Source organism: Amycolatopsis sp. NPDC001319, assembly GCF_042896185.1.
Classification (GTDB): domain Bacteria; phylum Actinomycetota; class Actinomycetes; order Mycobacteriales; family Pseudonocardiaceae; genus Amycolatopsis.
On the sequence record NZ_JBIAWY010000007.1, the window covers coordinates 70709 to 92393 of the forward strand.

25 protein-coding genes and 1 riboswitch are annotated in these 21685 nt (G+C 71.3%); of the genes, 10 read left to right on the plus strand and 15 right to left on the minus strand.

Features of this window, described 5'->3' with window-relative positions; translation table 11 throughout:
* Positions 1 to 638: 638 nt before the first annotated feature.
* The 7 genes from ACFY1H_RS26685 to ACFY1H_RS26715 all read right to left on the minus strand — a co-directional run bounded on the left by ACFY1H_RS26685 (position 639) and on the right by ACFY1H_RS26715 (position 6042).
* On the minus strand, positions 639 to 1151 hold the full coding sequence (locus ACFY1H_RS26685) for a hypothetical protein (RefSeq protein WP_386950673.1): 513 nt from the start codon (positions 1149 to 1151) through the stop codon (positions 639 to 641).
* A gap of 55 nt (positions 1152 to 1206) precedes the next feature.
* Positions 1207 to 1857: a DUF4190 domain-containing protein gene (locus ACFY1H_RS26690; protein ID WP_386950676.1), complete on the minus strand. Its 651-nt coding sequence runs from the start codon at positions 1855 to 1857 to the stop codon at positions 1207 to 1209.
* A 634-nt stretch (positions 1858 to 2491) separates the two neighbouring features.
* Positions 2492 to 3376: a hypothetical protein gene (locus ACFY1H_RS26695; protein WP_220244693.1), complete on the minus strand. Its 885-nt coding sequence runs from the start codon at positions 3374 to 3376 to the stop codon at positions 2492 to 2494.
* Positions 3373 to 3849: a DUF6932 family protein gene (locus ACFY1H_RS26700; RefSeq protein WP_386950678.1), complete on the minus strand. Its 477-nt coding sequence runs from the start codon at positions 3847 to 3849 to the stop codon at positions 3373 to 3375. Before ACFY1H_RS26700 ends, ACFY1H_RS26695 begins: the two co-directional genes overlap by 4 nt.
* 93 nt (positions 3850 to 3942) lie before the next feature.
* On the minus strand, positions 3943 to 4386 hold the full coding sequence (locus ACFY1H_RS26705) for a hypothetical protein (protein WP_386950681.1): 444 nt from the start codon (positions 4384 to 4386) through the stop codon (positions 3943 to 3945).
* A gap of 6 nt (positions 4387 to 4392) precedes the next feature.
* Positions 4393 to 5130 carry an OmpA family protein gene (locus ACFY1H_RS26710; protein ID WP_386950684.1) on the minus strand — a complete coding sequence of 246 codons (738 nt, stop codon included), beginning with the start codon at positions 5128 to 5130 and terminating at the stop codon, positions 4393 to 4395.
* A gap of 84 nt (positions 5131 to 5214) precedes the next feature.
* A complete protein-coding gene (locus ACFY1H_RS26715; RefSeq protein ID WP_386950686.1) occupies positions 5215 to 6042 on the minus strand; it encodes an SGNH/GDSL hydrolase family protein in 828 nt (275 codons plus the stop codon).
* Positions 6043 to 6318: 276 nt separating this feature from the next.
* Between ACFY1H_RS26715 and ACFY1H_RS26720 the strand changes: the two genes are divergently transcribed.
* A complete protein-coding gene (locus ACFY1H_RS26720; RefSeq protein ID WP_386950689.1) occupies positions 6319 to 6987 on the plus strand; it encodes a DUF3159 domain-containing protein in 669 nt (222 codons plus the stop codon).
* A gap of 107 nt (positions 6988 to 7094) precedes the next feature.
* On the opposite strand, the gene ACFY1H_RS26725 is transcribed toward ACFY1H_RS26720, so the two are convergent.
* Together ACFY1H_RS26725 and ACFY1H_RS26730 are read right to left on the minus strand one after the other, a co-directional pair.
* The gene (locus ACFY1H_RS26725) at positions 7095 to 8111 is read right to left on the minus strand and encodes an N-acetylglucosamine kinase (RefSeq protein WP_386950692.1); all 1017 of its coding nucleotides are present in this window, start codon (positions 8109 to 8111) and stop codon (positions 7095 to 7097) included.
* A complete protein-coding gene (locus ACFY1H_RS26730; RefSeq protein ID WP_366582435.1) occupies positions 8108 to 9151 on the minus strand; it encodes an SIS domain-containing protein in 1044 nt (347 codons plus the stop codon). The genes ACFY1H_RS26725 and ACFY1H_RS26730 overlap by 4 nt, the downstream gene beginning before the upstream one ends.
* 155 nt (positions 9152 to 9306) lie before the next feature.
* Here ACFY1H_RS26730 and ACFY1H_RS26735 point away from each other — a divergent pair, with 155 nt between their 5' ends.
* Complete coding sequence (locus ACFY1H_RS26735; protein WP_364049734.1) at positions 9307 to 10062, plus strand: GntR family transcriptional regulator; 756 nt, start codon at positions 9307 to 9309, stop codon at positions 10060 to 10062.
* 194 nt (positions 10063 to 10256) lie between these two features.
* On the plus strand, positions 10257 to 11732 hold the full coding sequence (locus ACFY1H_RS26740) for an MFS transporter (protein ID WP_386951377.1): 1476 nt from the start codon (positions 10257 to 10259) through the stop codon (positions 11730 to 11732).
* Between the two features lie 3 nt (positions 11733 to 11735).
* On the opposite strand, the gene ACFY1H_RS26745 is transcribed toward ACFY1H_RS26740, so the two are convergent.
* A complete protein-coding gene (locus ACFY1H_RS26745) occupies positions 11736 to 12680 on the minus strand; it encodes a threonine/serine dehydratase (protein ID WP_366582437.1) in 945 nt (314 codons plus the stop codon).
* A gap of 154 nt (positions 12681 to 12834) precedes the next feature.
* Here ACFY1H_RS26745 and ACFY1H_RS26750 point away from each other — a divergent pair, with 154 nt between their 5' ends.
* Positions 12835 to 13623 carry a hypothetical protein gene (locus tag ACFY1H_RS26750; protein ID WP_386950696.1) on the plus strand — a complete coding sequence of 263 codons (789 nt, stop codon included), beginning with the start codon at positions 12835 to 12837 and terminating at the stop codon, positions 13621 to 13623.
* On the opposite strand, the gene thiE is transcribed toward ACFY1H_RS26750, so the two are convergent.
* Positions 13620 to 14285, minus strand: coding sequence for a thiamine phosphate synthase (gene thiE, locus ACFY1H_RS26755; RefSeq protein WP_386950698.1), 666 nt, complete (start codon positions 14283 to 14285; stop codon positions 13620 to 13622). The genes ACFY1H_RS26750 and thiE overlap by 4 nt on opposite strands.
* Positions 14286 to 14315: 30 nt before the next feature.
* Positions 14316 to 14421: riboswitch (TPP riboswitch) on the plus strand.
* Between thiE and thiO the strand changes: the two genes are divergently transcribed.
* The 4 genes from thiO (at position 14416) to ACFY1H_RS26775 (ending at position 17073) form a co-directional block, all read left to right on the plus strand.
* Entirely contained in the window at positions 14416 to 15501 is a 1086-nt protein-coding gene (thiO, locus tag ACFY1H_RS26760) for a glycine oxidase ThiO (protein ID WP_366582440.1), read from the plus strand. It overlaps the preceding riboswitch by 6 nt.
* Complete coding sequence (gene thiS, locus ACFY1H_RS26765) at positions 15501 to 15701, plus strand: sulfur carrier protein ThiS (RefSeq protein ID WP_285972039.1); 201 nt, start codon at positions 15501 to 15503, stop codon at positions 15699 to 15701. The genes thiO and thiS overlap by 1 nt, the downstream gene beginning before the upstream one ends.
* 2 nt (positions 15702 to 15703) lie before the next feature.
* Positions 15704 to 16459, plus strand: a complete 756-nt coding sequence (locus ACFY1H_RS26770) for a thiazole synthase (protein WP_386950701.1) — start codon at positions 15704 to 15706, stop codon at positions 16457 to 16459.
* A 182-nt stretch (positions 16460 to 16641) separates the two neighbouring features.
* Positions 16642 to 17073, plus strand: coding sequence for a MarR family winged helix-turn-helix transcriptional regulator (locus ACFY1H_RS26775; RefSeq protein ID WP_285972041.1), 432 nt, complete (start codon positions 16642 to 16644; stop codon positions 17071 to 17073).
* Positions 17074 to 17132: 59 nt separating this feature from the next.
* Here the strand turns inward: ACFY1H_RS26775 and thiD (ACFY1H_RS26780) are convergent, their stop codons facing one another.
* A complete protein-coding gene (thiD, locus tag ACFY1H_RS26780; protein ID WP_366582443.1) occupies positions 17133 to 17966 on the minus strand; it encodes a bifunctional hydroxymethylpyrimidine kinase/phosphomethylpyrimidine kinase in 834 nt (277 codons plus the stop codon).
* A gap of 113 nt (positions 17967 to 18079) precedes the next feature.
* Between thiD (ACFY1H_RS26780) and ACFY1H_RS26785 the strand changes: the two genes are divergently transcribed.
* Complete coding sequence (locus tag ACFY1H_RS26785) at positions 18080 to 19099, plus strand: phosphatidylinositol-specific phospholipase C domain-containing protein (protein ID WP_366582444.1); 1020 nt, start codon at positions 18080 to 18082, stop codon at positions 19097 to 19099.
* A gap of 60 nt (positions 19100 to 19159) precedes the next feature.
* Here ACFY1H_RS26785 and ACFY1H_RS26790 read toward each other — a convergent pair whose 3' ends face one another.
* Complete coding sequence (locus tag ACFY1H_RS26790; RefSeq protein WP_386950705.1) at positions 19160 to 20083, minus strand: NADP-dependent oxidoreductase; 924 nt, start codon at positions 20081 to 20083, stop codon at positions 19160 to 19162.
* A gap of 91 nt (positions 20084 to 20174) precedes the next feature.
* Here ACFY1H_RS26790 and ACFY1H_RS26795 point away from each other — a divergent pair, with 91 nt between their 5' ends.
* Positions 20175 to 20570, plus strand: coding sequence for a helix-turn-helix domain-containing protein (locus ACFY1H_RS26795; RefSeq protein WP_366582446.1), 396 nt, complete (start codon positions 20175 to 20177; stop codon positions 20568 to 20570).
* Between the two features lie 55 nt (positions 20571 to 20625).
* Here the strand turns inward: ACFY1H_RS26795 and ACFY1H_RS26800 are convergent, their stop codons facing one another.
* A complete protein-coding gene (locus ACFY1H_RS26800) occupies positions 20626 to 20838 on the minus strand; it encodes a hypothetical protein (RefSeq protein WP_386950708.1) in 213 nt (70 codons plus the stop codon).
* A 17-nt stretch (positions 20839 to 20855) separates the two neighbouring features.
* Positions 20856 to 21674 (minus strand): bifunctional hydroxymethylpyrimidine kinase/phosphomethylpyrimidine kinase, encoded by an 819-nt coding sequence (gene thiD / locus ACFY1H_RS26805; protein WP_366582448.1) that lies wholly within the window; start codon positions 21672 to 21674, stop codon positions 20856 to 20858.
* Between the last annotated feature and the right edge of the window lie 11 nt (positions 21675 to 21685).

Sequence of the window (21685 nt, forward strand, 5' to 3'; positions counted from 1 at the left end):
GGGATACCCTGGCTGGGCATACTTAGTGGTTTCTTAGCGTCCGGGGGTGTGGGCCGCGTAGGGTCGTAGGCGGTGTCGGCGGAGCCCTAGGGGAGGGGCAGGCTGTGAAGTCGGCGCCGCGGGTCCGCAGTCGCGTGCGGCGGGTCCGGAAGAGCCGCCAGGAGCGGCTCGGTGGCGGTTGGCCGGCCGACTTGGGGGTAGGCCGGCCGGCCGCCAGGCCCCGGGGTGACGCACCTTCGAGGGATCATCGGGCAGGCTGCTGTTGGCACAGACCAGCCGATGTGGCTGCCTCGACCAATCCCGGCCGGCATAGCGCCGCAACCCGCTGACGGTCGATCTGGGGCCCAGCAAAGGTTGCCCATGGTCTCGGACCCCGCGGTCTCGTCGTGTTGGCCTGGCAACCGGCGTTCGGCACAGCTTGGCGCGGTGCCACCAAAGCCGGTTGCAGTGGGCTGCTGAGCGGCCTTTGCCCGGCAGCCGCGCCAGCCGCCGGGTTGGCGGAGCATCGCTGCGCAGCCGGGCGACCGGGTCGGCGAAAGCCCGCAGGGCTCCGACCGCCGCCCCCAGCCGCCATCACGGCGGAGCGTTGCTGGGCCGCGCGTCGGGCGGTCGGCAAAGCTCGCCTCGGCGGCCAAGCATCACAACGCCGCCCAGCCAGCCGACCTCAGCCCGGCAAAGCCTTCCGACTCACCGGGCCGGCGTAAGCCCGCAGGGCTCCGACCGCCGCCCCCGCCGCCAAGCCGGCTGAGCGTTGCTGGGCCGCGCGTCGGTTGGTCGGCAAAGCCCGCCCCGGTGACCGAGCATCGCAACGGCACCCAGCCGAGCGACCTCACGCCGGCAAAGCTCGCCTCGGCGGCGGAGCATCGCAACGGCACCCAGCCGAGCGACCTCACGCCGGCAAAGCTCGCCTCGGCGGCGGAGCATCGCAACGGCACCCAGCCGAGCGACCTCACGCCGGCAAAGCTCGCCTCGGCGGCGGAGCTTCGCAACGCCACCCAGCCGAGCGACCTCACGCCGGCAAAGCTCGCCCCGGTGACCGAGCTTCGCAACGCCACCCAGCCGAGCGACCTCACGCCGGCAAAGCTCGCCTCGGCGGCCGAGCATCGCAACGCCACCCAGCCAACCGACCTCAGCCCGGCAAAGCCCGCCAACTCACCAAGCCGACGAAAGCCTCACCACCGAAACCGCGAGCCGAGACCCCCAACCTCACCCCACATTCGCCGTGCACAACGCGATCGTCGAGCCGCTGCTATCAGCGACGGTCTTGCCGTCCACCAGGATCGTGCAGGAGATCTGGTTCACGACGCTCGCGTTGGCGGTGTCGGCGGTCAGGGTGAGGATCGGGGTGCCGCCGCTGAAGGAGCCGTGGCCGTGCCACTGGTCGGTGCTGGCGGGGGCCGACTCGGTGCGCTGGTCGTTGAGGGTGCCGTAGCGGACGGTGGCGCCGCCGGCGGAGGTGACGACGAAGTCGACGTTGTGTTCGTCGCCGGGGGTGGGCGGGATGTGGAGGTCGCCGGCGGTGCTGGTGCCGAGGACCGACGGGAACAGCACCACCGTGGCCGACAGCAGCGCCGCGATCACCGCGACGATCACCGCCGTCACGGCGAGGCCCCGGCCGCCCGTTTTGCCGCGCGTGGACTGGACCGTGCCGACGATCCCCAGCACCAGCCCGACGCCGGCGAGCGGCCATGCGACGAAGCCGTAGTCCGGCACGAACGCGGCCGCGATGGCCGCCAGCCCGAGGACCAGGCCGACGAGGCCGAGGACGTTCGGCTTCGGCTTGGGCGGGGTGCGGTTCGGCGGAGTGGGCAGGACGCCGCCGGGCGCGGCGGCGATCCGGGGGTCGGGCGGGATCACGCGCCACGAGCCGGAGTCCGAGGAGCCGCCGCGGTGGGCAGAGACGGCGGTTTCGGCTCGCCACGCGCCGGAGTCCGAAGATCCACGACGGGGCGCACTCTCACCGGACGCCCCGGGCCTGCCACCGCGAGAAGCAGCAGCGCCGGAATCCGAAGGTCCACCGCGACCCACCGCGGCGTGAGAACCCCCGAGGATTCCGGAATCCGAAGATCCACGACGGCGCGCACCGTCCCCCGAACCGCCGTGAACGCCGGATCCGCCACCACGAGAAGCAGCAGCACCGAAATCCGCAACCCGCCGCGAAGAATCCGCGGAATCACGGCCCGGAGAGGCGCCTTCGGAACCGGTGCCAGGCGGCGCGGAAGAGCGGCCGTGGCGCGCGGGAGCGGGCGGGTGCCGCGGGTCGGGCGAGGTCATGCGTGGGGGCCTTCCGGGTCGAAGTGCGACGACGTTAACCCACACCGACCAGTGGAAGGCGAAATCGTTACATAGCAGAAAACGTCATCTATTCACCGCACCGAACAGGCACCGGTCATTTACCATCCCGCACGTCAGCGCGTGAGCGGAGAAACCCAATTGCGCATGCGCCGCGTATACACATTATCGGCGCCGTGAATGAACGAAGCGCGCGAAATCAGTGGTCGAACAAGCTCACTTCGGGCGTGATCTCGAGCAGTTCGTGCACCGGGCGGCCGCGGCGGCCGTCGATGGTCGTCGTCCGGACCACGCGCAGGCGGGCGGTCACCGGGCGGTCGAGGTTCTCCTTGATCTGGTCGAGCAGGTCCTCGGCGACGGCGCCCTGGATCGTGCCGCCGGACTCGCGCTCCAGGTAGAAGATCCGCCGCCGCGTGCGGACGCCGTCGAGGCGGCCGGACACGGTCTCGTAGCCCACGGCCTCGCGCGATTCGCGCAGGCTGTCCCGCAGGATCCGCGCCTGCTCGGTCGTCACGCTGCGCGTCACGTGCTCGCCCGCAGTCGGCGTGAGCGCCATGCCGATGCCGGCGTGCTTGCTCACCGCGTTGACGATGTCGCTCACCGCGTTGCGCACGGTGTCGCGCTGCAGCAGCACCGCGTCGAGCGCGCCGTCGTCGGAACCGTTGGCGGGCAGGAAATCGCAGAGCTCCTTGACCGCGCGCTCGGACAACGTCTCGATGCCGTCGTGGATCAGCGCGTCGTCGAGTGCCGGCTCGGGGAAGCCGAAGAAGATCGCGTTGCCCGCCTGGCCCTTCTGGATCAGCGGCGCCTTGTCGCGGTCGGCCTGCTGGACGAAGGTGACCTCGTTGGACGGGTTGCGGATGATGTGCCCGATCTTCGCCGTCGCGTCCTGAAGCGCGCGGCTGATGTCGGAGAACGTGTACGCGTCGATGTGCGTTTCGCCGATCACCGACACGTGCAGCAGCGGCGAGCGAGACGTGCGCTCGAACTTCGCGTTGGCCGCCATCGCCGACGCGCGCGCGAGGTCGTCGAGCCACGTGCCGCCGGGGATCTCGTCGGCGATGCGCCGGAACTCGTTCCTCACCAGACCATCTCCGGGAACCCCTTGCCGCCTTCGGCCCACACGGTCTCCCACACGTCCTCGTCGCCGGGACGGCACAGGAACCCGTCGAGCATCCCGCCCACCGGCTGCACCTGCTCGAGGTACATCGCGGGCTGCCCGACGATCACCCCGCGCAGCGTGAGCAGGCCGTACAGCGCCGTTCGCCCCTCGTCGTCGAGCCGCTTGAGCGCGCCCCACTCGTCGGGCAGCAGCACCACGTCCAGGCCACGCGGCGGGTAGCCGGTGCGTGTGACGAACGCGCCGCCGATCCACGCGCGGCCCGAAGAGATCACCCGGCGGGCGACGCCGAGGTAGCTGTTGAGCGCACTGAACAGGATCTCGCGATCGTTCTGGTGCGGGGCGTCGAACACGAGCCGCTCGTAGACGTCGGCGAGATCGGCCTGGTGACGGCCCGGCGGCAGCAGGTTCTGCGGCGTCCAGTGCGGGAGCGGCATCGGACCTCCTGACCTCGCGAACCTCGACGAGAGGCTCACGGCTCCCGCGCACACCGCTGCTCACAGTGCGTAGCCGAACTTACCAGGTGGGTGTCAGCCACCTCGCCCAGGTCGGCGCGGCGCGGACTCGTGGGGCTCGTCGTCGTGCGGCCACGCGTCCACGGGCTCTTCGGCGGCCGGCCAGTTCAGGTCACCCGAGAGGTGCGGTTCGGGGTCCGGGAGTCGCCCGATGTGGTGACCGGGGGCCTCGTTCGGGGTGTACGGCTCGTCCGGGTCCACCTCGGGGTAGTCGTTGTAGACCCGTTCGGGTTGCTCGTCGTAGTCGTAGCTCGGCACCGGGATGTACTGCGTCCGCTCGGCGTCGCTCGGCTCCGGGACGTCGGGCAACGAGCCCGACGTCGAGCCCGCAGCCGGAATCGAATCGGCTTCACGAGAACGCTTCGGCCGCCCCGCCCGCATGATCAGCCACATCACCAGCGCCCCCAGCAGGAACGCGACGAGCAGCCACAGCCAGATCTGCCCGAAGAGCCAGAGCATCCGCCATCACCTCTCTTCGACCGTGATCTCGACGCGCCGGTCCCCACCTTCGCCCGGCGCGGCCGTTCCGGTGCCCCGCACCAGCAGCCGGTTGGCCGGCACTCCGCCGGCCGTCAGCAGCCGCATCACCGCGCGCGCCCGGCTCTGCGAAAGCCGGACCGCCGACGCCCGACCGCCCGGACCTTCGCCGACGTGCCCGGTGATCCGGTAGCGCAGGTCGTCGGGCGCGTCCTTCAGCAGCTTCGCGACGGCACGCGCCGCCTGGGTACCCGCCGGCGTGAGCTGCGCGGAGTTCGGTTTGAACTCGATCGGCGTGTCCGCCAGCTGCGCGTCCAGCTCCTTCTGCACCCCGGCGCGGTCGGTCGGCGGCGCGGACGAAGTCGTGCTCGGCGGCGTACTGCTGCTCGGCGGCGCGCTCGTCGTGGCAGGCGGCGTGGACGTCACGGAAGGCGGATTCGGCGCCGCACCACCGGAAACCGCCGCGGACTCGACCCCTTCGACACCCTGCACGATCCCCAGCGCGCGCCCGGCCTGGTCCGCCGGGAAACCCGACAACGTCGCCTGCCGGCCCGAGAACGACACGTCGCCGCCCCGGATCCCCGCCGCGACGAGCGCGGAGCGTGATCGTCCGGTGAGGTCGCCTTCGATCCCGTCGGCCCGCACCCACGTGACCACCCCGGCGAGCACAGCCGTGACCAGCACCGCGACGGGGATCAGGCGGAGCCAACCGCGAGCACCGGACATAAAGGGACCATAGGCCGGTCACGGCCCGTTGGCGACCTGGTCGGGCGCGCCATTCGGGTGGCGCTGACCCGAACCTGAGCCTGGTCAGGACGCGGTGGCGTTGTCCTGGAAGTCCCGCACGTCGAGCTCCAGTGCGGCGGCCTCGGCCTGCACCAGCGGCGAGAGCTGCGGCCGCTTCGGTGACAGCCCGTCACCCATCGACTCGCCCTTGAGCTGGCGGCGGATCCACGGCAGCAGGTGCGTCTTGGTCCAGTTGAGGTCCGAGCGGCGCGAGGTGATCCACGTGGCCGGCTCCGCAGTCGGCGCGTACGGCTCTCGCCAGTCCTCGGTCACGGGCACGCCGAGCACCTCGGCGGTCAGCAGCGCGATGCGGCGGTGCGCGTCGGGCGTGAAGTGCAGGCGGTCGTCGCTCCAGGCGCGCCGGTCGTGCAGCGGCTGCATGGTCCAGAGGTCGACCATCTTCGCGCCGTGGCGGGCCGCGATCGCCCACAGATAGGTGTTGTAGATGCCGATCTTGCCGCGCAGCACGCTCATCACCGAGAGCGCCTTGGTGTCGGGACCGTTGAAGATCACGACCGGGATGCCGGCCTCGCGCAGCTTCACCACGCCGGCCTCGAACCGGGCCGCGATGGCGTCGACGTCCGCGCCCGGCACGATCACGTCGTTGCCGCCCGCGCACAGCGTGACCAGGTCGGGCTTGACCTCGAGCGCGATCGGCAGCTGCTCGTCCATGATCTCGTCGAGCATCTTGCCGCGCAGTGACAGGTTCGCGTACTGGAAGTCGGGCCGCCCCGCGGCGAGCATCTCGGCGAGCCGGTCGGCCCAGCCCCGGAAGGAGCCGTCGGGCAGCTCGTCGTTGAGGCCTTCGGTGAAGCTGTCACCGATCGCCACGTAACTGTCGATTCCGTACACGCTGGGATCCCCTTCCCGGTCTAGCCGCGCCTGCCCCGCGTTAAGTTGTACACCACAACTAACAATCGGACGTCCCCGTATCCTTCCCGGCCGCCACCCCTGGTTCAGCCGGAAGTCACAGTCTCTTATCTTGTCGGATCCTCGCGCGCCTGTATTACGGGATTTTCACCTCGATCCGGGGTGACGAACCGCTCAGTCGAGCACTGATCGGACACGCTGTGTGGCGAAGGTCTCCCGCTTCGGGCCTGCTACCCCGGTATCCGGCAGGCTGGGGATGTGACGGACGAGACGACGCCTTCGCGCGAGTCGCTCGCGCAGATCCTCGGCGGCCGCCGAGGGGCGATCGACGCCAGCATTCCGCCGGTCGCTTTCGTGGTGGGCTGGCTGGCCACCGGGCAGTCGATCTCGTGCGGTGCGATCGTCGCCATCGGGGTGGCCGTGGTGCTCGGCGCCTACCGGCTGATCCGCGGCGACAAGGCGCGTGCCGTCGTCGTGAGTCTCGCGGCCGTCGTGATCGCCGCGCTCATCGCGTTGCACACGGGCCGCGCGGAGGACTTCTTCCTGCTGCAGCTGCTCTCCAACGCGGCGAGCGCCCTGCTCTTCGCCGCCAGCATCGTCGTGCGGTGGCCGCTGCTGGGCGTGATCGTCGGGCTCCTGATCGGACAGAAGACGCGCTGGCGCCGTGACCCCGCGTTGCTGCGCGCGTACTCGTGGGCGAGCTGGGTGTGGGTGCTGCAGTACCTGATCCGCGTGGTGGTCTACGGCCTGCTGTGGTGGGGCGAGCACGTGGTCGCCCTCGGCATCGCGCGCACCGCGCTCTCGTGGCCACTGGTCGCGGCGACCGTGGCGGTGAGCGGCTGGGTGCTGTACAAGGCGCTGCCGGCCGGGCATCCGGGCCTGCGGCTCGCGCCGGAACCGGGTTCGGAAGACGGACCCAGGGCATAAGGCGGCCCCCGGCGAGGGGGGAGGGTCCGGGGGCCGATGCCTACGGTACCCGGCCCGGAGGGGTTGAGTCGACGGTTTGAACACTTCGAACCAGGTTTTGGTCGTATTCACCTTGCCGAAGGCCGCGCCGCCGTCTCTCCCCAGGCGTCGACGGCGGCCAGCCACGCGGCGCCGAGCACTCCGTCGGAGCTGGTCAGCACGTCGAGCCCGGCCAGCCCGGCCCGCACGAGCGGTCCTACCGGTCCCGTTCCCGTGAGGACGCTGCCCACGAGCACCACGGGAGTTTTCTCGCCCGGGTCGCGCGTGGCGAGGGCCGTGGCGACCAGAAGATCGGCTGCCCGGGCCACGATTTCCGTCGCGGAGGACTCTCCGGCGGCCGCCGCGGCACTCACGAGGGGCGCGAACCGGGCGAGCCGGATCGGCGCTTCGGCGTTGACCTTCGTGATGAGCGCACGCGCGGTGGCCAACCGATTCGCTTCCGTGGCAAGCGAATTGGGGAAATCGGGATTGTCTGAAATGGCCCCGTCGTCGCGGGAGTCCACAGGAGACGGTCCGAAGGCCTCCGCGAGCACGGCGGCCGGCAGCCCGGCGGCCGGCAGCCCGGCGAGCGCCGGCCCGCGGCCGAGCGCCTCCAAAGTGGATCGCACCGCCTCGCGCCCGAGCCAGAACGCCGACCCCTCGTCGCCGAGCAGCCAGCCGTAGCCACCCGCGGTGGCGGTCATCCGCCGGTCGCGGATGCGCCCGGCGATCGAGCCGGTGCCCGCCACGAGCACGGTGCCGTCGGGGGCCGACGTCGCCGACGCGTACGCGACCTCGGCGTCGGCCACCGTCCGAACCGCACCGTCCAAACCGATCCGTTGCCACGCCTCGGCGAACACCGTCGCGACGGTGGGGTCGGACAGCTTGCTCACCCCGGCCAGCCCGACCACGGCGGCGCGCACGTCGGTGCGCCCGCCCAGCGCCCGCTCGATCGCCGAGGCGATGCGCGCGGCCGCCTCCGCCGGTGGGTGCGAGTTGGGGTTGGCGCCGCCGGCCGTCGCCGAGCCGAGCACGGCGCCGGTGGCGTCGACCGCGATCGCTCGCGTCGACGTGCCACCGGCGTCCACGCCCACGACGAGACTCACCGGGTCTTGGTCACCTTCAGCAGCCCACGCGGGCTGTCCGGGTCGCCGCCGCGCGCGAGCGAAAGCCCGAGCGCGATGCGCTGGATCGGCAGGATCTCCAGGATCGGCGCGAGCTCCTCGGCCGTCGGGGCCACGGGGATCCGCAGCGCCGCCGGCACGTCGGCCGACGCGGACCCGACCGCGAGCACGTCGGCGCCGCGCTTGCCGACGGCCTCGAGCACCTCGCCCATCGCCGCGCCACCGTGGCCCGCGCTGGTCACGGCGAGCACGGCCGTCTCGCCGTCGACCGCCGCGACCGGGCCGTGGAGCAGGTCCGCGCCGCTGTACGCGCGGGCGGCGAGGTAGCTCGTCTCCGCCAGCTTCAGCGAACCTTCGAGCGCCGTCGCGTAGGAGTAGCCGCGGCCGGTGGTCAGCACGCGGTCGACGAAGCGGTAGCGGTCCACCGCGCGCTGCACGCCTTCGGTCGCGCCGTCGAGCGTCTGCTGGGCGAGGTCGCCGAGCTTCTGCGCGTCGGCCGCCTTGCCGCCGCGCACGGCGTCGACGAACAGGTACAGCGCGAGCAGCGTCGCGGAGTACGTCTTGGTCGCGGCCACCGCCTTCTCCAGGCCGGCGCCGATGTCCACGCCCAGCTCGGCCGCCGCGCGCAGCGGCGAGTCCGGGGTGTTCGTGACCGACACCGTGAGGGCGCCCTGGCGCCGGGCTGCTTCGGTGACCTCGATGAGGTCGGGCGAGCCGCCGCTCTGGCTCACGGTGACGAAGAGCACGTCCTTCAGGTCCGGCCGCGCGCCGTAGAGCGTCGCGGTGGACGGTGACACGAGACCCGCGGGAAGACCCAGGAGGACCTCGATCAGGTACTTGGCGTACAACGCGGCGTGGTCACTCGAACCGCGGGCGGCGAGCAAGGCGAAACGGGGCGGCTTTTGTGAAATCTTTTCAGCTACTTCGGCTATTTCCCCCTGCCGCTCGACGAGCCCGGCCAGTACGGCAGGCTGCTCCGAGATTTCCGCGGCCATGTGCTCGCCGGGATGTTGTTGGGTCATCACTTTCCTCTCCGCCGGGACCGCGGTCCCGGGTGTGCTGAGCGGCGTGCGGTCAGGTCTAGACCAATGCTAGCCGGGCGGAGCGTTTGTGGTGAAGGGTACGTTTCTTGACGGGGAAGTGGCGCGATAGTGAGGGAAAGCTGAGGGAGCCGGTCATGTTGGAGACATCCCCCGCGAGTGAGGCGGGGACCACGGCGGGTGTGCGCGGACAGCGCGAACCCAAGTACTGGGCGCTGAAACAGCACCTGCTGGATCTGCTCGACGCTCTGCCGCCGGGCTCGCCGATCCCGACGGAACGGGCGCTGGCGGGCGAGTTCACCGTGTCGCGCACCACCGTGCGGCAGGCGCTGGCGGACCTGACGGCCGAGGGCCGCTTGCACCGCGTTCAAGGCAAGGGCACGTTCGCGGCCGAGCCGAAGCTCGCGCAGCGGCTGCAGCTGTCCTCGTACACGGAGGACATGCGCAAGCAAGGCCTGAAGCCGTCGTCGAAACTGCTCGAACTCGAGGAATTGCCCGTGGAGGGCGAACTCGCGAAACTGCTCGCGATCCGCCAGGGTGCGAAAATTCTTCGCCTTCGCCGTCTGCGGCTGGCCGATTCCCAGCCCATGGCGCTGGAGACGACGCACCTGCCGCTCGGGCGCTTCCGCGGGCTGCGCAAGCACATTTCGGCCGGCGGGTCGCTCTACGCGGTGCTCCGTGAGCACTACGGCGTGGAGCTGGAGCGCGCGGAGGAGACGATCGAGACGTCGCTCGCCGGCCCGCAGGAAGCCGAGATGCTCGGCGCGGACGTCGGCATGCCCGTGATGATGCTGACGCGGCACTCGTTCGCCACCGACGGCAAGCCGGTGGAGTTCGCGCGCTCGGTGTACCGCGGCGACCGCTACAAGTTCGTCACGACGCTGCTGCCGTGAGCCGGGCCGGTGGGCCCACGAGCACTCGCCGGGCCGGGCGTGGGTGGTTGCGCCCGGACCGGCGTCGCGACACCGTGTGCGCATGACTTTCGAGCGTGCGTGGTGATCGCACCGTGACGACGACCGGCAGCGGGATCCGCTGGGGCACCCCGCTGGCGCGCGGGGTGCTGTGGACGACGATCCTCGGCTCGAGCATGGCCATGCTCGACGGGACGATCGTCAATGTCGCGCTGCCCCGGATCGGCGAGGAGCTCGGCGCCACCGTCGCCGGCCTGCAGTGGATCCTCGACGGCTACATGCTGGCGCTCGCCGCGCTGATCCTCGTGGCCGGCTCGCTCGGCGACCGCTACGGCCGGCGCCGCGTGTACCTGATCGGCGTGGTCTGGTTCGGCGTCGCGTCGGGGCTGTGCTCGATCGCCACCTCGACCACGGAGCTGGTGGTCTTCCGGATCATCCAGGGCATCGGCGGCGCGCTGCTGACGCCGGGCTCGCTGGCGATCCTGCAGTCGTCGTTCGCGCACAACGACCGGGCGCGCGCGATCGGCGCGTGGTCCGGGCTGGGTGGTCTGGCCGCCGCGGTCGGACCACTGATCGGCGGCGTGCTGGTGCAGGTCTGGTCCTGGCGGCTCGCGTTCCTGATCAACCTGCCGCTGGCCATCGTCGTGGTGCTGATGGCGCTGAAGTTCGTGCCCGAGTCGCGCGACGAGACGGCCACCGGCCACCCGGACTTCACAGCCGCCGCGACGGGCGCGATCGGGCTCGCGGGCATCACCGGAGCGCTGGTCGAAGCGCCCGGCCGCGGCATCGGCGACCCGATCGTGCTGGTCGCCCTGGTCGCCGGTATCGCCGGGATGGGCGTGTTCCTCTGGCTGCAGCACCACTCCCGTGAACCGCTCGTGCCGCCCAGCCTGTTCCGCGACCGGACGTTCACGCTCTCCAACGCGCTCACGTTCGTGGTCTACGCCGCCCTCGGCGCCGTGATGATGCTGCTGGTCCTGCAGTTGCAGGTTTCCCTGAACTACCCGCCGACGCTCGCCGGCCTGGCCGGGTTGCCGATCACGATCATCATGCTGCTGCTCTCGGGCCGCTCGGGCGCGCTGGCCCAGCGCATCGGGCCGCGGCTGCAGCTGGTGGTCGGACCCATCGTGATCGGCATCGGCATGCTGCTGCTGATCCGCGTCGGACCGGGGTCCTCCTACCTCGGTTCGGTCTTCCCCGCGGTGGTCGTTTTCGGCCTCGGACTCGCGTGCACGGTGGCGCCGGTGACCGCGACGGTGCTCGCCGCGGCCCCCGACCGCTTCGCCGGTGTCGCGTCCGGTGTGAACAACGCGATCGCCCGAACGGGTGGTCTTCTTGCGGTCGCGGTGCTCCCCGCGGCCGCCGGACTCACCGGTTCGGCCTACCGCGACCCCGTCGCGTTGACGGCCGGCTGGCGCATGGCACTGCTCATCTGCGCCGTCCTGGCGATCGCCGGAGGCCTCATCGCGTTGGGGATTCACAACGGCGTGCTCGGTTCTCCGGACGACTCCGGCGCCCCTGCCGGCGTTCCCGACGGCGCCGCGGCGCCCAAGCGGACCGTGGACGACGAGTCACCCCACCCCGGCGAGTGCTTCCACTGCGGAGTGGAGGGACCGCCGACCCACGTCCGCCCGGGCCCGCCGCGCGACTGACCCCTAGGCAAGCAGCTCGGCCAGCAGCGCCGGGTCGACATTGCCGCCGGAGATCACCGACACCGTCTTGCCGCCCGGCAGCTCGCCGGCGTGGTGCAGGTACGCGGCGGTGGCCGTCGCGCCGCTGGGCTCGGCCACGATCCGCGCCCGGCGGGCCAGCACGCGCGTGGCGTCGCGGATCTCGCCCTCGGTCACGGTGACGATGCCGTCGAGCACGCTCTGCAAGTGCGCGAAGGTCAGGTCGGACGGCTGGGCGCGCAGGCCGTCGGCGATCGTGCGGGCGCGCCGGTCCATCGGCCACTCGACGCGGCGGCCGGCGCGCAGGCTCTCGGCGGTGTCGCCGGCCAGCTCGGGCTCGACGGCGATGACCTTCGCGCCGGGGCACAGCGCCTTGATCGCCGTGCCGACGCCGGAAGCGAGCCCGCCGCCGCTCACCGGCACGAGCACCGTGTCGACGTCCGGCAGGTCGGTGGCGATTTCCAGGCCCGCGGTGCCCTGGCCCGCGATCACGTCGGGGTGGTCGAACGGCGGGATGTAGGTGAGCCCGCGCTCCTTCGCCAGCGCGGCCGCGACCGGTTCCTGCTCGGCGATCGGCACCTCTATCACCTCCGCGCCCCAGCCGCGCGTAGCCTGGACCTTCAAGCGCGGTGCCACGTCCGGCACCACGATCACGGCGGGAATGCCGAAGGCGTTGGCGGAGTAGGCGACGGCCTGGGCGTGGTTCCCGCTGGAATACGCGACCACGCCACGTGCGCGCTCAGCGTCGTCGAGTGAGGCGATCGCGTTGTACGCGCCGCGGATCTTGAACGCCCCGATCTGTTGCAGGCTCTCGGGTTTGAGCCACAGTTCGCCTTCGGCCCAGTGCTGGCGCAGCAGCGGCGTGCGCACGGCGTGGTCGGCTACCCGCTTTGCCGCGGCCTCGATATCGGAGATCGTCACCAATCGCATGTGGTGAGTATGTCAGGAAAATGTGAGCCATAGTCCATCCATTGTGGACGGTCAACGTGTCCTCGCTCACGGATGGGCAACGCGGGGAGTTCCTCGCGCGCCTTACTCGTTGAACACCGCGGGGGAAGTGGCCGGGCACTAGTAGATCGGGATCATGAGTCAGCAGCAGGAAAAGACGTCGGAGCAGGGCGAGAAGAAGAGTTTCCGCCCAGCACAGGTGGTGGCGACGGCACTGGCCGCCGTCACGGCCGCGTTGCTGGGCTCGACGCTGGGCGTGGCGGGCACCGTGGTGGGGGCCGGGGTGGCGAGCGTGATCACCACGGTCGGCGCCGAGCTGTACCTGCGTTCGCTGCAGCGCACGCGCGAGGCCGCGCTGAAGGCGCGCGCGGCGCTCGTGACCGCCGGGCAGCGCAAGGGGAGCAAGTCCGGGCTGTCGCCGGTGGACGATCCGGCGCAGATGCCCACCGTGCTGCTGCCGCTCGACCCGTCGGAGATGCCGACGGTGCGGATCTCGAAGCTCACCGAGCAGCCGGAGCCGGAGGAATCCTTCGGTGACAAGCTGCGGAAGCTGCGCTGGCCGTTGATCATCGGGACGAGCGTGATCGCCACGGCTATCGCGATCGCCGTGGCCGTGGGGGCGGACCTGGCCTCGGGCGGGAACGTCGGGCCTGGACTCTTCAAACCGGGCACCCCAGACACGACCCAGCAGCAGCGGCAGGACGACAGCCCGCCCACGACGTCGCAGAACAGCCCGCCGCCCAGCGAGACCGAGTCGAACACCCCGCCGCCGTCGTCCTCGTCGTCGAGCACGTCGACGAGCGAAAGCCCGACGTCTTCGAGCAGCTCGGACAGCGCTCCGCCGCCGTCGAGCACGGGCGGGGCGGCGTCGACCACGCCCAGCGCGCCGCAGACGAAGGCGGGTTCGGCGACGCCGACCCCCTAACCGAGCCGGGACTTCAGCGCCTGCGCGGCCGCCTTCGGGTCCTCGGCGTCGGTGATCGCACGGACCACGACGATCCGCGTCGCGCCGGCCGCCAGCACCTCCGGCAGCCGCTCGGTGTCGATGCCGCCGATCGCGAACCACGGCCGGTCGGTACCGGTTTCGGCCGTGGACCGGACGAGGTCCAGGCCCGGCGCGTACCGGCCGGGCTTGGTCGGCGTCGGCCAGCACGGGCCGGTGCAGAAGTAGTCCACGCCGTCCTCGGCGGCCGCCGCCGTAGCCTGCTGAGGCGAGTGCGTGGAGCGGCCGATCACCACGTCGTCGCCGAGGATGCGGCGCGCGAGCGGCACGGGGATGTCGTCCTGGCCCAGGTGCAGCACGTCGGCGCCCACGGCGAGGGCGACGTCGGCGCGGTCGTTCACCGACAGCAGCGCACCGTGGCGCGCGCACGCTTCGGCGAGCACCTCGAGTGCCGCGATCTCCTGCGCGGCCTCGAGCGGGGCGCCGTTCGTCTTGTCGCGCAACTGCACGATGTCGACGCCGCCGGCCAGCGCCGCGTCGACGAACTCGGCGAGGTCGCCGCGCGACGAGCGGGCGTCGGTGCACAGGTACAGCCGCGAATCGGCCAGGCGGGTGCGGATCTGTGATCCGGTCAGGGCGGGCATGGCGGGGACGTTACCCGCGCACTAGAGTGGGGTGGTCCGCACGGGAGCCCGAGGCACGGGCTGAGAGGGAGCTGCCGCTCCGACCGTGGAACCTGATCCGGGTCATGCCGGCGCAGGGAGCGTGATTCCCATGAGCGAGAACCTCACCGTCGTCGGCGGCGGTGTCATCGGCCTGTCCGCGGCTTGGCGCGCGGCGGCTCGCGGCCACCGCGTCACGGTGGTCGATCCGGCACCCGCGCGCGGCGCGTCCTGGGTGGCCGGCGGCATGCTGGCGCCCGTCACGGAGGCGTGGCCGGGTGAGGAGCACGTGCTCAGTCTGGGCGAGGAGTCGCTGCGGCGCTGGCCGGCGTTCGCGCGTGACCTCGCCGCGGAGGGCACGGACCCGGGGCTGGCCGAACACGGGACGATCGTGGTCGCGTTCGACAGCGCCGACGCCGGGCACCTCGACATCCTCGCCGAGTACCTGACGTCGCTGGGTCGCGACGTCGAGCGGCTCACCGGGCGGGCGGCGCGGCGGCTCGCGCCGGGCCTGGGTGCGGTGCGCAGCGGGCTCCACGTGCCGGGTGACCTGGCCGTCGACAACCGGAAGCTGCTGACGGCGCTGCTGGCGGCGTGCTCGAAGCGCGGGGTCGAGTTCTCCACCTCACGGATTGCTTCGCTCGACGACGTGACCGGTCCGGACACTCGCACTGTGCTGGCCGCCGGCGCGTGGACGGGCGCGTTGCACCCGCTGCTGGCCGACGCCGTGCGGCCGCTCAAGGGCGAGATCCTGCGGCTGCGGCCGCGACGAGGCTGTCTGCCGCCTCCGCCGTACACGGTGCGCGCGATGGTCGAGGGCCGGCCGATCTACCTCGTGCCGCGCGCCGACGGCGAGCTGGTTCTGGGCGCGACGCAGTACGAAGCGGGCTTCGACGAGGCCGTGACCGCGCGTGGCGTGCGGGAGCTGCTCGAAGGCGCCGAACGGATCCTGCCGGGCATCACGGAGTACGAGCTCGTCGAGATCGCCGCCGGGCTGCGCGCGGGGAGCCGCGACGCGCTGCCGTACATCGGGGAGCTCGGCGAAGGCGTGTACGCGGCGACGGGCCACCACCGCAACGGCCTGCTGATGGCCCCCGTGACCGCCGACGCCGTGGTCGCCTGGCTGGCGGGCGAGGCGCCGCCGGACGAGATCGGGGCGGCCGCGCCCGCCCGTTTGCTGGAGAAGGAGCGAGTCTGATGGAGATCAAGGTCAACGGGAGCTGGCGCGAGTTCCCCGACGGCGCCACCGTGTCCGAGGTGCTCGACGCGCTCGACGTGACCCGCCAGGGCGTGGCCGTCGCGGTGAACGGCGAGGTCGTGCGCCGGGGCGAGTGGGAGGCGTCGGTGGTGCCGAAGGGCGCGAACATCGACGTGCTGACCGCGGTGCAGGGAGGCTGACGATGGACGACGCGCTGGTCATCGGCGAACACAAGCTGTCGTCGAGGCTGATCATCGGGACCGGTGGTGCCGGGAACCTGTCGGTGCTGGAACGCGCGCTGATCGCGTCGGGCACCGAGCTGACGACCGTCGCCATGCGCAAGGCCGACGCCGACGGCGGCACCGGCGTGCTCGGTCTCGTGCGGCGCCTCGGGATCAAGCTGCTGCCCAACACCGCCGGCTGCCGCACCGCCGCGGAGGCCGTGCTCACCGCCCAGCTGGCCCGCGAAGCGCTCGACACGGACCTCATCAAGCTCGAGGTCCACGCCGACGACCGCACCCTGCTGCCCGACCCGTTCGAAACCCTGGACGCCGCGGAGCAACTGGCGGCCGACGGCTTCACCGTGCTCGCGTACACCAACGACGACCCCGTGCTCGCCCTGCGGCTCGAGGAAGCGGGTTGCGCCGCCGTGATGCCGCTGGGCGCCCCCATCGGCACGGGCCTCGGCATTCGCAACCCGCACAACATCGAGCTGATCGTCGCGCGCGCCATGGTCCCCGTCATCCTCGACGCGGGCATCGGCACCGCTTCCGACGCCTGCCTCGCCATGGAACTCGGCTGCGACGCGGTGCTGCTGTCCACCGCGGTCACCCGCGCGAAGGACCCGGAGCGCATGGCCGCCGCCATGCGCGCGGGCGTCGAGGCGGGCCGCCTGGCGCGCGACGCGGGCCGGGTGCCGCAGCGGTTCTGGGCTCACGCGTCGAGCCCGCCCCGCTGACCGCTGGTTTCGCCCTCCCGGGGTAAAGGCGGGTAAGCCGCCTGGTGCAAGTGGGCCGCATTGGGCGCTCCGGTCGGTGATTTCGTCCGCGCTTAACGCCGAACGTGCACCGGCAGGCCTTATGGTGGACGACACCCTTCCGGCGCAAAGGCGGCGGGCAACAGCGGCAGGAGGAGCCAGCCGTGACTCTATCCTCGGTCCAGGACGTCTCGGGCAGGTTGTACCTGGCCGTGGGACGGCTGTCGCGCTCGTTGCGGCAGGCGGGGGTCCCCGGGCCCGGCCACGGCGCGATCTCAGCTCTCGCCACGCTCGTCCACTTCGGTCAGCTGCGCCTCGGCGACCTCGCCGCGAAGGAGGGCGTCGCGGCGGCCACGATGTCGCGCATAATCGCCACCCTCGTCGAGGCGGGCTACGTCACGCGCGAGTCCGACCCCGTCGACCGCCGCGCCTGGCTCGCCCGCGCGACGGAAGAGGGCGAGCGCCTCGTGTCCGGCGTGCGGTCCACCCGCGTGCAGGAGCTCAACCGCCGCCTCGACAAGCTGAGCCCCGAATACCGCGAAGCCCTCACGGTCGCGCTGCCGGCCCTGGAGGCCCTGATCTCCGACGACAGCTAGCTGCCGTCGGAGGCGCCCTTCCGGACACAGCTCGACCGGCCTGCCGCTGCGGGCGCCGGCTAGCGATCCTCCGGCGCCAGCCGCCAGAACGCCGACACCGGTCCCACCTTCGCGCCCATCGGGTACGAGTGCTCGACCGCGTGCGACACGAACCACTTGCCGTACCGGGCGGCCTCCACGACCGACATCCCCTTGGCCAGCCCGGCCGTCAGGGCCGAAGCCATGGTGTCGCCCGCGCCGTGGGTGTGCGGGGTGTTGAAGCGCGGGCCGGGCAGCTCGACGAACGTGGCGCCGTCGAAGAGAAGATCGACGCACTCCGGGTCGGACACGAGGTGGCCGCTCTTCACGAGCACGTACTTCGGGCCCAGGCGGTGCAGCGCGACCGCCGCGGTGTGCATGCCCTCGCGGTCGGTCACGGTCAACCCGGTCAGCAGGCGCACCTCGTCGAGGTTCGGCGTCAGCACGGTCGCGCGCGGCAGCAGTTCCTCGCGCAGCGCGGACAGGCCGTCGGCGTCGAAGAGCGGGTGGCCGGTCATCGAGGCGGCCACCGGGTCGACCACGAACGGCACGTCGTGGTCCCGCCCGATGCCCGCGTTGTCACAAGCCGTCGCCACCGCGTGGATGATCTGCGCCGACGCGAGCATGCCCGTTTTCGCCGCGCCCACACCCATGTCCGACGCGACGGCCTCGATCTGGCCGGCGACGACGTGCGGCGGGATGTCCGCGCGATCGTGGACTCCCAACGTGTTCTGCACCGTCACGGCCGTCACGGCGACGAGCCCGTGCACCCCGCAAGTGAGGAATGTCCGCAAATCGGCCTGGAGTCCGGCTGCGCCACCGGAGTCGGAACCGGCGATGGTCAAGGCCGACGGCGGGCTCGGGTTTTCAGTCATGGGCACTTTCCGACTTCTGGTCTAGTCCATTTGGTCAGCTGTCCTTCATCCACAGTCCATCACGGTGGCACAGTGTGAGTGCCATCGCACTATCGGTGGGTGAAGGGGTCAGGATGAAACTCGCTTCAGTGGTCGTGACGGTCGGCGCGCTCGTCGCCGCCTCGTTGTCCGGGGCAGCCGTGGCGAACGCGGACAGTCCGAAACTCTCGCACGTGACCACGGTCGGCGTGCACAACACCTACGACCCGGCCGCGTACCCGTTCCTCGCGCAGGCGCTGGACAACGGCTCGTCGCTGATCGAGCTCGACGTGTGGCCGGACTTCATCACGCACGAGTGGAAGGTCAGCCACTCGAACCCGTTGGGCAACAGCAACAACTGCGTCGCCGCGTCGACGACCGCCGACCTGTACAAGGGCGGCACGAACAAGAACCTCGAGTACTGCCTCGACGACATCCGCATCTGGCTCGCGGCCCACCCGGACCACACGCCGCTCACGCTGAAGCTCGAGATGAAGACCGGCTTCTCGGACAACACCGGCATGGGCCCGGACGAGCTCGACGCGGCCTTCCGCGCCCACCTCGGCGGCGCCGTCTTCAAGCCGGCCGACCTCCTCGGCAGCTACGCCACGCTCGACGACGCGGCCAAGGCCGACAACTGGCCCACCGTGGACGCCTTGCACGGCAAGGTGATGACCGAGATCATCCCGGGCACGGTGGAGGAGCAGAACCCCACCGACACGCTGCACACCGACGTCGAGTACGCGAACTACCTGCTGGCGCAGAAGAACGCGGGCAAGCTCGGTGACGTCCAGATCTTCCCGACCGTCCACGGCGCCGTCGGCGGCGACCCGCGTGACAAGTACGCGGCCAACCTCAAGCCGTGGTTCGTGGTCTTCGACGGCGACGCCAACGCGTGGGTCACGCAGACCGGCCCGGGCTGGTACGACGACAACCACTACTACGTGGTGATGACCGACGGCCAGAACGTCGCCCCGGCCATCGACGACCACAACCCGACCGTCGACCAGGCCAACCAGCGCGTGGCCGAGCTGGCGGCGCAGCACGCCTCCGTGGTGACGTCCGACTGGACGGGTCTGACCACGGTGCTGCCGCAGGTCGACACCCGCGGCTGAGTTCCACCTGGACAGTCCACAATGGCCCCTCGCCAGGCGAGGGGCCATTGTGCGTCCACATCAGACGGTGAGCACCAGTTTCCCGGTGACCCGGCCGCCTTCGCCCACCTCGTGGGCCTTCGCCGCGTCTTCGAGCGGGAACGTCTGGTCCACGTGCACCTTCAGCTTCCCGGCCTCGACGAGCTCCACCAGCCCGAGCAGCCCGACGCGGTCCGGCTCCACGAGGATCGGCGCCGTCCGCACGCCCCGCTGGGCCGCCTTCTCCTGAGCCCTCTCGCCGACTCCGCTGGGGACACTGATGAGCAGGCCGTTCTCCTTCAGCGCCGGCAGCCAGCGCAGATCGCTGTCCTCGCCGACGAGCCCGAGCACGACGTCGAGATCCGCCGGCGTCGCGTTCTCGTCCCGGTAGTCGATCGGCTCGTCCACACCCAGCGACCGCAGGAAATCGTGTTTCGCCGCGCTGGCCGTGCCGAGCACGTACGCACCACGCGCCTTGGCGATCTGCACGGCGAGGTGGCCCACGCCGCCGGCCGCCGCGTCGACGAGCACCCGCTGTCCACTCCGGACTTCCGCCACGTCCACCAGCGCCTGCCATGCCGTGAGCCCCGCCAGGGGCAACCCGGCCGCCTCCGCGTGCGACAGCCCGGCCGGCTTGCGCACGAACTGGCGCGACGGCGCCGTCACGTACTCCGCGTAGGCCGCGGCCTCGCGCGGGAACCACGGCATGCCGAGCACCTCGTCGCCCTGTTTCACGCCGGTGGCCCCGAAACCCACCTCTTCGACGACGCCGGACACGTCCCAGCCCAGCGTGTACGGGGGCTCGCCCAGGAACACCGGGTGCGCCCGCGACTTCCAGTCGACGGGGTTGATGCCGGCGGCGTGCACGCGCACCAGCACCTCGGTCGGGCCCGGCGCCGGGCGGTCGGTCTCGGTCACCCGCAGCACCTCCGGGCCGCCGAACTCCCGCTGGGTCACCACGCGCATTTCGGATCTCTCCTTCCGGTTGGTTGCCCCCTATGCTGGGTCAGGTGGTCACTTTTCGCCAGAAGGCACTTCCCGGTAAAGTAGGTACCTGATGGAAACCACCTGTGACCAGCACGGATCCTGGGACGTCTACCTGAAGAGCTGCCCTTGCCGCGATGTGCTCGACCTGCTCGCGAACAAGTGGACCGCGCTTGTGCTCGGCGTACTTGAGCAGGGGCCGCACCGCTTCGGCGAGCTGCGCCGCGCCGTCGGCGGCATCAGCCAGAAGATGCTCACGCAGAACCTGCGAAACCTCGAACGCGACGGTTTCGTCAGCCGCAAGGTTTTCCCGACCACGCCGCCGACGGTGGAGTACGCGCTCACGCCGATGGGCGCCGAGGTCAGCGCCCACCTGGTGGCGCTGAGCACGTGGTCGCAGTCGAACTTCGACCGGATCCGCGACGCGCGCAGCACCTACGACACGCGCTCACTCGGCCCGGTGAACTGATTCCGTGCGGTCCGGGGGTTTTCCTCCCGTACCGCACGGAACGTCCAGTTCGGACTCAGGTGAAGCGCGGCGGTGGCTTCAGCACGCTTTTCCGGTAGTCGGTCACGGCCCTGCTGTCGGCGATGCCCGGTTTGGGGTCCAGACCCCATTTCCGGATCACCTTCAGGGCCGCGGCCGGTTTGTTGGCCGAGACCAGCTGGTCGACCTCGAACTGCAGGTCCAAAGGCATTTGGGCCCACAAAGCGCGGGCGGCGGCGTCGTCGGTCACGGGTCCAGTGTGGCCGCTCAGTCGGCCAGCCGCCAGAACGGGGACACCGGCCCCACCCCGGCGCCGAGCGGGTAGGCCTCGGCGACGCAGCGTGCGATGAACTGCTTCGCCTCGGTCACGGCCGTCGGCACGTCGGCGCCCTTGGCGAGCGACGACGTGATGGCCGAGGCCATCGTGTCGCCGCCGCCGTGGGTGTTGTCGGTGTCGATGCGCACGCCGCTGAGCTCCAGCACGTCCGTGCCGTCGGTGAGCAGGTCCACGCAGTCCTCGGCCTCGTACAGGTGCCCGCCCTTCACCAGCACCCACCGGGATCCGAACTCCAGCAACGCGTCCGCCGCCGCGCGCTGGGTTTGCGCGCCGGTGACCGTGATGCCGGTGAGCAGCCTCACCTCGTCGAGGTTCGGCGTGATCAGCGTGGCGCGCGGGAAGAGCTCCGTGCGGATGGCCTCCAGCGCCTCCTCACGCAGGAGCGCGTGACCGGTCATCGACGCGGCCACCGGGTCGACGACGAACGGGGTGTCCGTGTCGCGTCCGATGTGGACCTCGTCGAGCGTTTTCGCCACGGCCTGGATGATGTCGGCCGTGGCGAGCATGCCGGTCTTCGCCGCGTTCACGCCCATGTCGCCGGCCACGGCCTTGATCTGCGCCGTGACGACGTCGGCCGGGATCTCGGTGAAGCCCTGCACGCCGAGCGAGTTCTGCACCGTGACGGCCGTGAGCGCGACGAGCCCGTGGACGCCGTGGGCGAAGAACGTGCGCAGGTCGGCCTGCACGCCCGCACCACCGCCGGAGTCGGATCCGGCGATGGTGAGGGCGGTGCGGGGGGTTTCGGTCATGACTACTGCCT